A 12,928-nucleotide genomic window follows, 5' to 3' on the forward strand; every position below is an offset into this window, starting at 1 on the left:
ACATTATGTCCCGTAATGGATGGCATCAGTATTCTTCGTTTCACTAATGCCCAGCGGTTGCTTACACTGCGGTCTCATTTAGGGATCGCCATGTCTGCTCTATCGATCGCACCGCTCGTCCTCTTCGTCACCGTCGCCACGATTTCACCGGGCGGCGCGACAACGCTCGCGACTGCGTCGGGCGCACGCTTCGGGTTCGTCCGTTCCACACCTCTGCTCGCGGGCATTGCGGTAGGGCTCGGCGCGTTGGCAGCGGCGGCAGCAGCCGGCCTGGCGGGCATCCTGCTTGCCGCGCCATTCCTGCAGACCGGCATGAAAACCATCGGCTCTGCTTATCTGCTCTGGCTCGCGATAAAAATCGCGCGTAGCGGGGCGCCTGTGACGAATGACGGCGCTGTTCTGCCGACTACCTTCATCGGCGGTGCCGGCTTACTTTTGCTCAACCCCAAGGCTTGGGCGATGGCGCTTGGGGCAGCGGCGTCGTTCGCCATGTTGGGAGAAGGGCCACTGCATCTCGCGGCGCTGCTCGGCGGCGCGTTCGTGTTGGCCGCGTCCGTGTCGTTGTGTCTTTGGTGTGCTGCCGGTGTGCTGCTTGCACGGCTATTGAAGACACCGGCGCAATGGCGGCTTTTGAATGTATCGATGGCGATTTTGCTCGCGGTATCGATCATTCCAATGTGGAGATGAAAAAGATGAACACGATGTTGTTTGCCGAATCCTTTGATCTGCTTTCTGCCTTCGATTCGATACACGAGTTCTGGTCGCCGAAGGTCGTGGCACAGGTCAACGACCAATACGTCAAGGTCGCGAAGGTGCGTGGCGAGCTTGCATGGCACAGCCACGACGGCGAGGACGAACTGTTCTATATCGTGCGCGGCAATCTGCGCATGGAGTATGAGAATGGGCGTGTGGTGCCCCTGGCGCAAGGGAACATGCACGTCGTGCCGCGTGGCGTGCTGCACAATCCCGTAGCAGAAGAGGAATGCTGGATCGTCCTGATCGAGTCGGTCACGACACGGCACACGGGCAACGTCACTACGCCACTAACCAGGACGCTCGCGCAGCAATTGGCCTGAGTCGCTGGGGTTGCGCGGCCGGTCGCGTCGACCGGAGCATAATCCGGCGGCGGCTGATCCTGACGCACGCTCAGCCCAAGCTGTTCAGCAGCTCGCCAAGGCATCAGTCGCTCCTCGATGACAGCCCGGATGACCTGCGACCTATGCATCCGAAGCAGGCACTCCTGCCATGAGCAGAGCCAGCGCGCGGTTGATCCGATCCAGAACGGGTGAAGTCGTCGTGGCCAGTACCAGGCGCGCCAGTTCAGCCAAGGTTACTCAGGTCAGCCAGGCTTTGATCGATTCTGCCATTGTAGAGGTCGAAATCCTGTAACGGTCGTGGAGCGTGGGCAGCGCACCGGCAGCGAGGAACGCGTCGGGAAGCCCCACCTGCCTGAATGGGCATGAGACACCCGAGCGCATTAGTTCCGCAGCCACGGCTTCACCCAGACCGCCTATCACGGTGTGATTCTCCGCTACGACGACGAGCCGGCCGGAGCGCCGAGCTTCACGTAGAATTGTCTCTGTGTCGAGTGGCTTGATCGTCGGCACATGAAGAACTCCTACACCGATCCGATCGCTTTCAAGCACCTTGGCTACTTCCAGTGCGCGCATCGTCATGATGCCGGACGAGATGATCAGTACTTCAGCACCGTCGCGCAGCATCTTGGCCTTGCCTAGCTCGAAGGTGTAATCGTACTCGTCGAGTACTGCGGGTACGTTGCCGCGTAACAGGCGCGCATATACCGGTCCTTTGTGCGCCGCCATCGCGGGCACCATTTGCTCGATGTCCAGTGCATCGCATGGATCGATGACGGTTATGTTCGGCATGGCGCGCATCAACGCGAGATCTTCAGCGGCCTGGTGGCTGGGACCGTAGCCCGTCGTCAGCCCAGGCAATGCGCAGACAATCTTCACATCGAGATTGTCTTCGGCGATCGCCTGATGAATGAAGTCATAGGCGCGGCGTGTCGCGAATACCGCGTACGTGGTAACAAACGGTTGCGCACCTTCGTGCGCGAGCCCCGCTGCTGCGCCCATCAGCAACTGCTCCGCCATCCCCATCTGATAGTAGCGCTCAGGAAACGCCTTGCCGAAGATATGCAGGTCCGTATATTTGCCGAGGTCGGCCGTCATGCCGATCACGTTTGTCTTCTGCCGGGCCAACTCCACCAGAGCGTGACCGAAAGGCGCCGAACGCGTGACCTGTCCTTCGCCGGCGATTGACGCAATCATCGCTGACGTTTTCAGGCGCGGCTTGTTCATCGTTGCATTGCTCATGCTTTTCTCCCAGCTTCGAGTGCCTGAAGCGCCAATTGCCATTCATGCTCATCGACGCGGATAAAGTGGTTCTTCTCGCGTTGTTCCAGGAACGGCACGCCACATCCCATACGCGTATCGGCGATGATCATGCGAGGTTGTGCAGCAGGGTGCTGACGGGCCGCTTCGAATGCGGCAGCCACGGCGGCGATGTCGTTGCCGTCGACACGCTGCGTGAACCATCCGAACGCCTGCAGTTTTTCGACGAGGGGTTCGAACGACATGATCTGTGTCGAGGGGCCGTCGGCCTGCTGGTTGTTGACGTCGACGATAGCGATCAGGTTGTCGAGTTTCCAGTGCGCTGCGGACATGATGCCTTCCCAGATCGCACCTTCGTCCAGTTCGCCGTCCGAAAACAGCGTGTACACGAACGATTGCGATCCTTTTCGCTTGAGCCCCAGACAACGGCCAACCGCGATGGTCAAGCCGTGGCCGAGCGAGCCACCTGACATCTCCATGCCGGGCGTATAACTGGCCATGCCGGACATTGGCAAACGGCTGTCGTCGCTACCGTACGTTTCGAGCTCTTCCTGCGGCAGGATACCTGCCTCGAGCAGCGCGGCATACAACGCGATGGCGTAGTGCCCGTTGGACAGCAGGAAGCGATCGCGGTCTTCCCACTCTGGCTCCTCCGGGCGATATCGCATGGCGCCGAAGTAAGCGACGGCCAGCACATCCGCTATGTCGAGCGCTTGCCCGATATAGCCCTGGCCCTGCACTTCACCCATCAACAGTGCATTCCTGCGGATACGATAAGCGTGTTCGGCAAGAGCCGCCGTGGGCACGTTGGACGGACTGTTCATATGGTCTCCTGTGATCAGTCGGAAAGGGGTGGAAAGAGGCTCAGCGGTTCACTGATTTTGCGGGCACCAGGAAGACGAGGCAGGCTCCCAGTGTGATAGCCAGCGAGATGAAGATCAGCCCCGCGGTCGATTTCCCTGTCAGGTCGTTCAGCCAGCCTACGATGGCCGGGGAGAAGAAGCCTGCGAGATTGGCGACGCAGTTCACGGCTGCGATTCCGGCAGCAGCGGACATGCCGCCGAGTAAAGCCGTCGGTAACGACCAGAACTGCGAGGACGACGCCAGGATGCCGGCTGCCGCGATGCTCAGACAGACGATGGATGCCGGTACGCTGCCAAGTGCAGGCAGTACCGCGAAACCTGCGGCGGCAACCAGCATCGGTATCGCGAGATGCAGCCTTCGTTCGCGGCACCGATCCGCGCTCATTCCCACGAGTGGCAGCGCGATGATGGCGCACAGATAGGGAATCGCGGTGAAGAAGCCTACCCACAGCGGATCGGCCACGCCTGACTTCCGGATGATGGTCGGCAGCCAGAAGGTGAGGCCATACTGGCCCAGCACGACGCAAAAGTAGATTGCCGCCATCAACCACAAACGGCGATCGCCTATGAACGATTTGACTGAAATGTGCGCAATCTTGTGCTGGTTGTCGCTGACGACATTGCGTGCGAGCAGGTTCTTTTCAGACTCCTTTAGCCACTTTGCCTTGGCAATGCTGTCGTCGAGATACAGCAGGATCGCGACACCCAGCACGAGGGAGGGCAACGCTTCAAGAAGAAACAGCCACTTCCAGCCAGCAAGAGACAGGGTGCCCTGAAGCGAGTGCATGATCCAACCCGATAGCGGACCACCGATCATGCCGGCGAGGGGAATCGCCATGAAAAACAGCGATAGGGCCTTGGCCCGGCGTGCGGCCGGAAACCAGTAGGTCAAATAGAGGATCACGCCGGGCGCGAAACCAGCCTCCGCGACGCCAAGCAGAAAACGGAGCACGTAGAAGGCCGTCGGCGATTTGACGAAAATGAAGCAGGCGGAGATCGCCGCCCACGTCAGCATGATCCGGGCGAGCCATTTGCGTGCCCCGACGCGATGCAGAACCAGATTGCTCGGCACCTCGAACAGGAAATAGCCGAGAAAGAAGATACCCGCGCCCATGCCGTAGACCGTTTCGCTAAAGCGCAGATCATTGAGCATCTGCAGCTTCGCGAAACCAACATTGACCCGGTCGAGATAGGCGCCGAGATAGCACAACATCAGGAACGGGATGAGCCTCCGGCTGACCTTCGCGTAGGTTCTCGACTCGAAGCTGGTCGAGCTTGTCTGTGGCAGGACATCGTCTGCGACGGGCGAAGCGGTGTACTTCGATTTCATGTTTGTCTCCTTCCATGACCTCGGGTTAGCCCGGGTGCCTGGGATGCAACGTCCCTTTCCGCAAGGGACGCCGTCATCAATGAATAAGCATGCCGCCGTTCACATCGAGCGTGATTCCCGTGAGGTAGGTCGAGAGGTCGCTGACCAGAAAGAGGCATGCGTTAGCCACGTCGGCGGCATCGCCGAGCCGGCCAAGGGGAATCCCCTTGAGAATGTCGACCCGCATTTCCGCGGTGAGCTTGTCACCGGTGATATCTGTCTGGATCAGACCCGGTGTGATCGAGTTGACGCGGATACTGTCGGGGCCGAACTCGCGGGCCATCGCGCGTGCAAGACCGAGGACACCCGCCTTCGCGGCGCTGTAGTGCGGCCCGCCAAAAATACCTCCGCCCCGCTGGGCGGAGACCGACGACATGCAGACAATGCTGCCGCTTTTCTGTTCTTTCATGACCGGCAGGACCGCTTGCGACATATAGAGCGTGCCGCGCAGATTGACGTCGACGATGGCATCGAAGCCTTCGGCACTGATATCGAGTGTGCGTACCGGCTGCGTGATGCCAGCGTTATTGATGAGGCCGTCGATGCGGCCATACCGTTCGATCGTCGCCTTCGCGGCTGACAAACACGCGGCCTTATCGGTGACGTCGCAGGCGAGGCCGAGGTGAGGGTCGCCGAGATCGGCCGCGGCCTGCTTTGCGTCTTCTTCGCGCAGGTCGAGGATCACAACGTGCGCGCCCTGTGCAGCGAGGGCCCTGGCGGCTGCTTTGCCGATTCCGCGTGGCGAAGCCGCACCTGTAACGATTACGACCTTGTTCTCGAGCAGCATCGTTGTCTCCTGAGTGTTGATGTGATGGCCGAAGTGTCTACTGCACGGCTGGTCGCATCAACGAGGTACTGCTCAACTGTGCGTGAGAAATTTTCAGGTGACGTGCTGAGGAGCGGGAACCTTGGCGTGACGCCGCATACGCACGGCGTCCGCATTCATCCGGTCGATCCGGGTGCTGGAATACCCTGGTGCTGCAGGAGGAATTCGGGGGCTAGGCGGGACGTTCCATCTGGCCAATCTCCCGCTCGATCCACGCAATGAAACGCGTGACACGCGGCAGTTCTGCGTTTTGAGGTGGGTACACGAGGTGATGCGCGCCCACTTCAACTGCATGCGTACTGTCGAATACCGGCACGAGCGCGCCTTCCTTGATCCGGACAGACGCGAGCATCAGGCTTTCCAGCGCGATGCCCAATCCAAGCGCAGCCGTCTCCAGCGACATGTAGGACCTGTCGAACGAAAAGTCGAAGGTCTTGTGAGCGGCAGACACACCGGTACGCCCAAACCATTGCTTCCACTGCACGAGCGGCGTCTCTGAGTAGATAAGACGATGCTTCAGCAAATCGTCGGGGGTTTCCACGGGGTTGCTTTCCAGATACCGAGGAGAAGCAAGTGGCGCGATAAATTCGCCACGTAGCGTCTTCACTTCCAGATCTCGCCAGTGGGCATAGCCGTGGCGCAAGTCGATGTCGTAATAGCCGCTCGTGAACGATACGTCTTCATACGAGCAGGCCAGATTCAGCTGGATATCCCCGTTGGCTTTCTGAAACGACTCGAGCCGTGGCAGCAGCCACATGAGCCCGAAGCTTGGACTGGAATGCACTCGCAGAATTTCGACATCGGCACGGCTCGATGCGCGCTCGGTTGCGCGACTAAGGTCCGCGAGCGACCCCGTCACATCGGACAGGTAACGCTCGCCAGTAGGCGTCAGCACAAGGCCGCGGCCGGATCGATAGAAGAGAGGTTGGCCGATGATCGACTCGAGATTGCTGACCTGATGGCTGACCGCCGATGCGGTAAGCCCCAATTCTTCAGACGCGCGGTTGACGCTCTTCGTCCTGGCCACGCTCTCAAAAGCGATGATGGCTTTCACCGGTGGAATGCGCATATTGAATTTATTTCAGATGCAGTTGAATGAAACCGCCTTGTTCGCACGCCATCTGCGCTGCCATTCTGTCAACAAGCCGCACAACCTGGGAGCCACAGCGCTCCCGCTGCTGACCCGGCAATTTACAGGGTGGCGACGCGGCAAACCATACACAGACATTGCGCAGTGCAACAACTGCGTAGGAGACAGCAATGAATTATCCGACTTTCCGGCTGAAAGCGCGATCAGTCGACGCACACATAAGGGACCTTGGCTCCGCGCAACTCGCCCGTTGGTTGACCACTTCGACGATTCCGCCAGCATCACGCTAACGCGTCCGTTAGCTATACGTACCGCTTATTACCGCTGCGCTGACAACACTCGTCGCAAGACAAACAAAGTGTGCAGCCTCGCGGGGCAATCGCCGCAGGAGACACCCCATGGCAGAGCAACACTACTTGCTGACAGCGCGCTCGATCATCAAAAGCTTCGGACCCACTAGCGTGCTGAAGGGATTCGATCTTTCGATCGCGCCCGGCGAAGTTCACGCGTTTCTGGGGGGCAACGGCGCAGGCAAATCGACGCTGATCAAGATCATCTCCGGTCAGTTTGAGCGCGACGGTGGTGCGCTTGAATTCGACGGGCAAGCGATCGGTGCATCCGTAGGCGGTCACGTCGCAGCGGGCACGATCGCGGTGGTCAATCAGGAACTGGCGCTTCTGCCGCATCTGTCCGTGGCCGAGAACATCGCCATGCCGCGGCTGCGTCGTGGTACGGCGAAATACAGCGAACGCGCGGCAATGGGCATCGCGATCGAAGCGCTTTCGCTGATCGATCCACACTTCGCGCGCGAATCGGCGGCGAGACCGGTCAGTGGCTTGACGTTGCACGAGCGACAACTGGTGGAGATAGCCCGTGCGCTGGGATCTGGTGCGAAGCTGTTGTTGCTCGACGAGCCCACTGCGAATCTGACCGCTGCGGAAACGGGCCGCCTGTTTTCGGTGATACGCCGGCTGATTGCCGACACCGGCCTCGCCGTGCTGTTCGTATCCCATCGCATGCGCGAGATTCGCCAGATTGCGGACGTCTGCACCATTATCCGTGACGGCAAGACCGCGGTCGACCGCATCGCACTGGATGCGATCACAGACCGTGAGATCGTCGAATGCATGGGGCAAAACGTCGTGGTGGAAGAAGCGCCGGCGAATTTCATAGAGGTGGCGAACCAGCGGAGCTCAAACGAAGCACTGGCGCAAGATGGCGATGACAACGCGCCGGTCGCGCATGCTGCTGCCGGCGGCACGCTTCGCATCGAGCGAGACGGCGTGGCAATTGAAGTTCCGGGAGGCGCAATTATCGGCCTTGCGGGTGCGCCAGTTGGTCCGTCGTCGCTGATCGATGCGCTGACCGGTATCACACCCGCGGGCGCATGGACTATCACACGAGATGGTACCCGCGTCAGTTATTCGCATCCCTCAGCCGGTGCGCGCGATGGCGTCGGATTCGTGTCGGGGGATCGCTCGAACAAGGGCATCCTCGCCACTCTGCCGATTGTGGACAACCTCGTTGCGGCAGCGCGTGTCGTCAACCGACGCAATGTCGTGGGACGCGCCGAAATTGCACAGAGCGCGCAACTACTCGAAGCGCTGAAGATCCGCGCGGGCTCGCTTTGGGATCTGCCCGCTACGTTGAGCGGCGGCACCCAGCAAAAACTGCTGATTGCCCGCTGGCTGTTGCTGAGTCCGAAGCTGCTGGTGCTCGAGGAGCCGACGCGCGGCGTCGACATCCGCACGAAGCGCGAGATCTACACGCTGATTCGAAAGATGGCGGAGCAGGGAACCACGGTCGTCTGGTGGTCCACCGAATACATCGAGCTGGTCGAACTATGCGACACCGTGCTCGCTTTCGATCTCGACGGTAAGCCAACCGAGGTTCTGCGGCACGCCGACGTCAATGAAACTCAGCTCGCCACCGCAACAGGCATGGCCGCCTAGGCTCGGTTGGTGAAAGAACGATATCTACCTGGAGACAGTCATGAAATCAGTCACTCATTCGATCGCGGAGGGGCACGTGCGGCAAGGCGGCACGGGTCGTCGCCTGTTCTCGGCGTATCGCACCGAGATTGCTATTGCGATTGCGATCATCGTGATCGAACTCGCGGTCGGCATGATCGTCCCGGCGGCACTGTCCGGCGGCAATATATCCAATGTTACGCAAGCGGCCGCACCGCTCGTCATCATGGCATTCGGCGTGCTGCTCGTGATCATTACGGGCGGCATCGATCTGTCAGTGGGTTCGGTGTTTTCGCTTACCGGTATGGTCACCGGTCTTGTCATGGCGCACGGTTACGGTGCGATCGTCAGTAGTCTTGCCGGATTGTCGGTAGGTCTCCTTATCGGCGCCATTAACGGTGCGCTCGTTACATTCGTTGGACTTGCGCCATTCGTCGTAACGCTCAGCACCTATGCGATTGCGGGCAGTCTCTCATTCATCGTGACGGATGGCCATTCGTTGCCCATCTCCAACCCCGACTACTGGCTGCTGAATTCGGGAACGCTGATTCCCGGCCTACCCAATTACGCTTTGTGGTGCGTGCTACTGCTCATCGCCATCGAGTTCAGTCTGCGCAAGATCGTCGCGGGCCGGTGGCTGTATGCCATCGGCAGCAGCAGTTCTTCGGCACGCGTCATCGGGATTCCCGTCAATCGCGTACGGCTCGGTGCCTATCTGCTTTCGGGACTGTTCGCTTCGTTCGCAAGCATAGTCAGCGTGTCATACATCAGCAACGCGGAAGCCACAGCAGGGTCGAGCCTGATGTTGCAGGCGATCGCAGCGGTCGTCATTGGCGGTGCGAGTCTCTTTGGCGGCACCGGTTCGGCGATTGGCGCGCTGCTCGGTGCGCTGATGATCACGATCATTCAGAACGGCGCGAACCTCATTGGCGTCAACAGCTTCTGGCAAGGCACCGTGACCGGTGTCGTGATTCTCGTTGCGGTCCTCGTGGACCGCGTAACCAAAGCCCGGCGTTAGGCACGGGTTCACTCACGCTAGCAGTCAAGGAGACAATGATGGATAAGCGCGTGTCAAAATCAGGAAGCGGGTTTTCGGGCAAGCCGCTCGCAAGGTTTATTGCAGCATCGGCACTGACGCTCGCCGCGGGACTCGCGTCGCAGATGTCGGTCGCGCAGGACAAGCAAACCATCGCGTATATCGCGCCGTCGCTGGACATTTCGTACTGGCAATGGGTTGCCTATGGCGTCAAGCAAAGGGCACAGGAGCTGGGCATGAACTACGTGGAGTTCACGTCCGAGAATTCGCCGGCCAGGCAGATGGACAATGTTCGCACCGCATTGACACGCGGAGTCAGCGCAATCGTGATGGGACCGGTCAGTTCGACCAGTACGCCTCCCGTGCTGCGGCTGCTGAAGTCAAAGTCCGTGCCGGTGGCATTTGCGGGTATTGGGCCGCAGGCCGGTGAAACTGACTACACGTCAGCTGTGACCGCGAACAACTACGACACCGGCAAAGCCGAGGGTGCGTACGTCTGCAAGCTCGCGAAGGATCGAGGCAGCAACAAGGTGGCGGTGCTATCGTTGCCGCAGGACCGGGAAAATGCGCAGAAATACATGAAGGGCGCCCAGGAGTCGTTCAAGAGCGGTGGCTGTGACGTTGCGCAGGTACTCGAGACCCACGGGCTGACCGTCAACGAGGCAGTCCAGCAGGCCAACGACGTTCTCACGGCGCATCCTGATGTCAAGGCAATCTACGGCATGTATGACGAAGCCGCCACCGGCGCTGCGAAGGCGCTGCAGACGCGCGGCAGCGTCGGCAAGGTAGCGGTGGTCACGGCAGACGGCAGCCCGACGACGATCAAGCTGCTGCGCGATGGGCAGATCCAGGGTATCTACTTGCAGGAGGCCGTAGGACAGGGGATCGATGCGACTACACAGGTCTTCAATGCGCTGAATCACAAGCCGACCACTCAGGAACTGGCGCTCAAGGAACCCCTCGTGACGAAGGAGACGATTGACCAGCCGGACGCACAGGCAACCGTCAAAAGGGTCTATCCGCCGTCAGCGGGTCAATACTAATGCTTCAGCAGGACGCGCCGCGGATCCGTCGCTCGCATTTCGCGAGCGGCGCTTCGACGCCGACCGACCTCATACGGAAGACACCATGGACAATCTGCCCATCATCGACCCGCATCATCATCTTTACGATCTCAGGACCGGTACCTACCCCTGGCTGCAGGGGCCGATGCTCAAGCGCGTATTCGGTGATTACACCGCTATTCGCAAGGACTATCTGATCGACGACTTCCTGGCCGACATCAGGAATCAGAACGTCGTGAAGACGGTTCATCTTCAGGTCGAGTACGATCACAACGACCCGGTCGCGGAAACGCGTTGGCTTCAGAGCGTCGCCGACGTGCACGGCTATCCGCACGGTATCGTCGGATTCGCGGACCTGTCAGCACCGAAAGCGCAGGCCGTGATCGAAGAGCACTGCCAGTATGCGAACGTACGCGGTATTCGCCAATGCCTGAACTTCCACCGCGATCCGGTGAAGACGTTTATCGAGAACCCTCGCCTGATGAGCGATCCACAATGGCGTAAAGGATATACGCTGCTCAAACGTCACAATTTGTCGTTCGACCTGCAGCTTTACTACACCCAGATGGAAGATGCGCTGGCGCTGGCGCGCGACTTTCCGGATACACCGATGGTGCTCAACCACACCGGCATGCCGGTTGACCGGACACCGGAAGAGATCGAGGGCTGGAAGCAGGGCATGAGGTCGCTCGCATCGGCTCAGAATGTTTTCTGCAAGATATCCGGACTGGGGATGGGCGACTGGAAATGGACGGTTCACAGCATCCGCCCATTTGTTCTGCATGCGATCGAGGCGTTCGGTGTGGATCGCTGTATGTTTGCGAGCAATTTCCCGGTCGACAAGCTTTTTAGCAGTTACGACGCAGTCTTCGATGCATTCAAGGAGATCACGAAAGAATTCTCTTCCGACGAGCGGCGCGCGCTGTTCCACGACAATGCAGAACGGGTGTACAGGCTCTGAAGTTCGTCAATTGCTATGTCGGTCATCGATCGCCCGCCGAAAGCCGGAATGGGTTATCGGTTGGTTATGCCGTCCAGAATGGACGCGATGCACTGAGGCGCAAGGGCATGTTCGATACCAAGGACAGTGCCACCAATGGCACCTGCATACTGATTCAGCGCGGTATTCTCAATCAGAAGGCTGCGTGTAGCCAGTGGCAACGCGCGCCGGTAGACGACTGCGCGCACACCGGCCAGCAGATCGTCGCTGATGCGTGCCATGCGGCCACCCAGTACGATCGCGGCGGGGTTAAACATATGCACGACCATTGCGATGACCTCGCCAATTTCCGCTGCAGCTTCCCGCACCAGTCTGATCGCGTGACGGTCGCCTGCACGTACGAGCCGCACCAGATCGTCGATAGTGTCCGCGCCCGCGTCGGGTAACTGGCGCAGGCTGCGCAACACGGCCGTTGTAGAAGCAACCGCTTCTACACAACCGATGTTGCCGCATCCGCAGATCACATCGTCTCGTCCTGGAACGCGGATATGGCCGATGTCGCCCGCGGATCCGTCTGCGCCGCGATGCAGACTTCCGTCCGCTGTGACAACACCGCAGCCGATCCCGGTCGATACCTTTGCAAACAGCAAGGGCGACTGGCCGGCCGGACGCGTGCGCGCCTCGCCGAGTGCCATGAGATTCACGTCGTTGTCCACCAGCACCGCCGCCTTAAGGCGTGCCTGCAGATACTCGGACACAGGAAATTCGTCCCAGCCAGGCATGATAGGTGGCCGTACACAGACACCCCGCCCGAAATCGACCGGGCTTGGCAGCCCCACCACTACGCTACGTATGGCGAGATCGGCGAGATGATGCTCGGCGAGCATCTGCCGGAACCTTTCGATCACGAGATCGAGTACCGGCTCCGGACCTAGCGCGATGTCTACGCTGAAGACCGTTTCGGCGAGTCTGCGTTGCGCGAGGTCGGAGATCACGAGGCGACCGTGTGTCGCGCCCATGTCGGCAACCAGTACGAGTCCTGCACGCGGATTGAGTACGAGCATCGTGCCGGGCCGTCCGCGGCTCGCAGCCCCCGCTGCCTGTTCCTTGACGAGTCCTGCATCGATCAAGGGCTGGGCCAGTTGCGAAATGGTTGATCGCGCAAACCCCGTAAGACGCGCGAGGTCCGCCCGGCTGACACCCTGAGACGAAGCAATGAGTTGCGCGAGCTTGCTGTGGACTTCGTACTCCTCGAGCCGGAAGGCGCGATCGAAGGTAGCCAGCCGAGAAGGCAGGGAAGAGAGTGTGCGGTCGGTCATGAGCGGTCCTGTTTGCAGCGAGCTTACTTTCTCCGATCCGACGCAGCAAGGCCCCGTTGCATCCCCCATAGACGCAGTATTTATGTCGGCAATCGAA

At 59.9% G+C, this 12,928-nt stretch carries 12 protein-coding genes; 6 read left to right on the forward strand and 6 right to left on the reverse strand.

Going from position 1 to position 12,928, the window contains the following annotated elements; genetic code table 11:
- The first annotated feature begins 90 nt into the window (after positions 1-90).
- Together BUS06_RS12625 and BUS06_RS12630 are read left to right on the forward strand one after the other, a co-directional pair.
- Positions 91-687, forward strand: coding sequence for a LysE family translocator (locus BUS06_RS12625; protein ID WP_074264558.1), 597 nt, complete (start codon positions 91-93; stop codon positions 685-687).
- A gap of 5 nt (positions 688-692) precedes the next feature.
- The gene (locus BUS06_RS12630; RefSeq protein WP_074266069.1) at positions 693-1,076 is read left to right on the forward strand and encodes a cupin domain-containing protein; all 384 of its coding nucleotides are present in this window, start codon (positions 693-695) and stop codon (positions 1,074-1,076) included.
- A gap of 258 nt (positions 1,077-1,334) precedes the next feature.
- On the opposite strand, the gene BUS06_RS12635 is transcribed toward BUS06_RS12630, so the two are convergent.
- From BUS06_RS12635 to BUS06_RS12655, 5 genes are all read right to left on the reverse strand, one after another.
- Entirely contained in the window at positions 1,335-2,336 is a 1,002-nt protein-coding gene (locus BUS06_RS12635; RefSeq protein ID WP_074264559.1) for a transketolase family protein, read from the reverse strand.
- Complete coding sequence (locus BUS06_RS12640; RefSeq protein WP_074264560.1) at positions 2,333-3,178, reverse strand: transketolase; 846 nt, start codon at positions 3,176-3,178, stop codon at positions 2,333-2,335. Before BUS06_RS12640 ends, BUS06_RS12635 begins: the two co-directional genes overlap by 4 nt.
- A gap of 40 nt (positions 3,179-3,218) precedes the next feature.
- Positions 3,219-4,547, reverse strand: a complete 1,329-nt coding sequence (locus BUS06_RS12645; RefSeq protein ID WP_074264561.1) for an MFS transporter — start codon at positions 4,545-4,547, stop codon at positions 3,219-3,221.
- Positions 4,548-4,623: 76 nt separating this feature from the next.
- Positions 4,624-5,373, reverse strand: a complete 750-nt coding sequence (locus BUS06_RS12650; RefSeq protein ID WP_074264562.1) for an SDR family NAD(P)-dependent oxidoreductase — start codon at positions 5,371-5,373, stop codon at positions 4,624-4,626.
- Between the two features lie 211 nt (positions 5,374-5,584).
- On the reverse strand, positions 5,585-6,481 hold the full coding sequence (locus tag BUS06_RS12655) for a LysR substrate-binding domain-containing protein (RefSeq protein WP_074264563.1): 897 nt from the start codon (positions 6,479-6,481) through the stop codon (positions 5,585-5,587).
- Positions 6,482-6,900: 419 nt separating this feature from the next.
- On the opposite strand from BUS06_RS12655, the gene BUS06_RS12660 reads away from it, so the two are divergent.
- The 4 genes from BUS06_RS12660 to BUS06_RS12675 all read left to right on the forward strand — a co-directional run bounded on the left by BUS06_RS12660 (position 6,901) and on the right by BUS06_RS12675 (position 11,533).
- Positions 6,901-8,454, forward strand: a complete 1,554-nt coding sequence (locus BUS06_RS12660; RefSeq protein ID WP_074264564.1) for an ATP-binding cassette domain-containing protein — start codon at positions 6,901-6,903, stop codon at positions 8,452-8,454.
- Positions 8,455-8,494: 40 nt separating this feature from the next.
- Positions 8,495-9,490 (forward strand): ABC transporter permease, encoded by a 996-nt coding sequence (locus tag BUS06_RS12665; RefSeq protein ID WP_074264565.1) that lies wholly within the window; start codon positions 8,495-8,497, stop codon positions 9,488-9,490.
- A gap of 50 nt (positions 9,491-9,540) precedes the next feature.
- The gene (locus tag BUS06_RS12670) at positions 9,541-10,551 is read left to right on the forward strand and encodes a substrate-binding domain-containing protein (protein ID WP_254368837.1); all 1,011 of its coding nucleotides are present in this window, start codon (positions 9,541-9,543) and stop codon (positions 10,549-10,551) included.
- Positions 10,552-10,636: 85 nt separating this feature from the next.
- A complete protein-coding gene (locus BUS06_RS12675; protein WP_074264567.1) occupies positions 10,637-11,533 on the forward strand; it encodes an amidohydrolase family protein in 897 nt (298 codons plus the stop codon).
- Positions 11,534-11,586: 53 nt separating this feature from the next.
- Here the strand turns inward: BUS06_RS12675 and BUS06_RS12680 are convergent, their stop codons facing one another.
- The gene (locus BUS06_RS12680) at positions 11,587-12,831 is read right to left on the reverse strand and encodes an ROK family transcriptional regulator (RefSeq protein WP_074264568.1); all 1,245 of its coding nucleotides are present in this window, start codon (positions 12,829-12,831) and stop codon (positions 11,587-11,589) included.
- Positions 12,832-12,928 lie beyond the last annotated feature (97 nt).

It is taken from the genome of Paraburkholderia phenazinium (assembly GCF_900141745.1).
In the GTDB taxonomy this organism is placed as follows: Bacteria; Pseudomonadota; Gammaproteobacteria; order Burkholderiales; family Burkholderiaceae; genus Paraburkholderia; species Paraburkholderia phenazinium_B.

Excerpts from the sequence above, each read along its gene's own strand:
- BUS06_RS12625 (WP_074264558.1), top strand. The coding sequence starts at position 91 with ATGTCTGCTCTATCGATCGCACCGCTCGTCCTCTTCGTCACCGTCGCC.
- BUS06_RS12655 (WP_074264563.1), bottom strand. The coding sequence starts at position 6,481 with ATGCGCATTCCACCGGTGAAAGCCATCATCGCTTTTGAGAGCGTGGCC.
- BUS06_RS12635 (WP_074264559.1), bottom strand. The coding sequence starts at position 2,336 with ATGAGCAATGCAACGATGAACAAGCCGCGCCTGAAAACGTCAGCGATG.
- BUS06_RS12645 (WP_074264561.1), bottom strand. The coding sequence starts at position 4,547 with ATGAAATCGAAGTACACCGCTTCGCCCGTCGCAGACGATGTCCTGCCA.
- BUS06_RS12680 (WP_074264568.1), bottom strand. The coding sequence starts at position 12,831 with ATGACCGACCGCACACTCTCTTCCCTGCCTTCTCGGCTGGCTACCTTC.
- BUS06_RS12640 (WP_074264560.1), bottom strand. The coding sequence starts at position 3,178 with ATGAACAGTCCGTCCAACGTGCCCACGGCGGCTCTTGCCGAACACGCT.
- BUS06_RS12665 (WP_074264565.1), top strand. The coding sequence starts at position 8,495 with ATGAAATCAGTCACTCATTCGATCGCGGAGGGGCACGTGCGGCAAGGC.
- BUS06_RS12630 (WP_074266069.1), top strand. The coding sequence starts at position 693 with ATGAACACGATGTTGTTTGCCGAATCCTTTGATCTGCTTTCTGCCTTC.
- BUS06_RS12660 (WP_074264564.1), top strand. The coding sequence starts at position 6,901 with ATGGCAGAGCAACACTACTTGCTGACAGCGCGCTCGATCATCAAAAGC.
- BUS06_RS12650 (WP_074264562.1), bottom strand. The coding sequence starts at position 5,373 with ATGCTGCTCGAGAACAAGGTCGTAATCGTTACAGGTGCGGCTTCGCCA.
- BUS06_RS12675 (WP_074264567.1), top strand. The coding sequence starts at position 10,637 with ATGGACAATCTGCCCATCATCGACCCGCATCATCATCTTTACGATCTC.